The 999-nt window shown below is 34.6% G+C and carries 1 protein-coding gene; it reads left to right on the top strand.

The window, feature by feature from the left end:
- Positions 1-128 precede the first annotated feature (128 nt).
- On the top strand, positions 129-857 hold the full coding sequence (locus tag V7183_RS24865; RefSeq protein ID WP_335361201.1) for a CPBP family intramembrane glutamic endopeptidase: 729 nt from the start codon (positions 129-131) through the stop codon (positions 855-857).
- Positions 858-999: the final 142 nt, after the last annotated feature.

Raw genomic sequence — 999 nt, 5'->3', positions numbered from 1 at the left:
GGTAAATATTATACAATGAAACCGACTAGTCGGTCTACAAAAAAATATGAAGGACTATCACAGCCTTGCATAGCGTCAACATACATAAAAGGTCTTTCTTAGTCTATTTTCAAGGGAGATGACAGCATATGTTCAACTGGATCTTTGTATTCAGCATTGCTATACCAGGAATTGTTACAATGAGCTTAGCTGAGCAAAAAATAAACAAAAAGTTAGAAAACACTCCTGAAACACCTTCTATCTACCTAAGTCTTTTTCTCCATACTCTACTCGTTTTACTTTTTTCCGGAATGGGTGTATTTTTCTTGTCAAAGATCCAAAATGGAAATATTATTTCACCGAGCAACATTGGTGAAGCAGTTTTAATTGGAGTAATTTGCTCTCTCGGACATGTTATTATGTATTATGGATTCTTTAGAAAAGTTATTGATAAAGAAACGTTTCTACAAATTGAACATCAGCGCCATGGTGTAGGATTAGGAGCTAGAGTCCTATATGGTGGAGTTGTTGAAGAAATCATCTTCCGATGGGGTCTTATGCCGCTTTTCATCACGTTGATGAGCCTTTTTCATGATGTGACTCAGATTATTGTGATTCTTGGGATTATCCTATCTAGTATTCTATTTGCAATCACTCACTTTCTAGGTGTAAAAGGAATGAAAAAATCAAGATGGCTATATTCTTATGCTGTATTAGGAAATTTGTGGGTAGGTATTTTTTGTGGCTGGCAATTCTGGTCGAATGGTTTAATTTCCGCTATCATTGTTCATATGCTTTTTCACCTATTATTGTATCCTTGTGAACTGTGGTATCGTAAAAAACTAGGGAATGCTAAAACGAATACTGTAAATATGTAACATTGTAAACTATTCTCTTATGAGCCTGGGATATAGGTAATTCTTTACATATAGATTAAAAGCCGACAGAGTTAAGCGTAAATTACGCTAGAGAAAATAATTCGAACAAAACCATTGTACACAAAAGTCAACAATTTCTCGT

Source organism: Bacillus sp. JJ1127 (assembly GCF_036965845.1).
Lineage (GTDB): Bacteria > Bacillota > Bacilli > Bacillales > Bacillaceae_G > Bacillus_A.
The sequence above is the reverse complement of the archived record's forward strand: the minus strand, read 5'-3'. Positions and strand labels throughout refer to the sequence as shown.

Excerpts from the sequence above, each read along its gene's own strand:
- V7183_RS24865 (WP_335361201.1), top strand. The coding sequence starts at position 129 with ATGTTCAACTGGATCTTTGTATTCAGCATTGCTATACCAGGAATTGTT.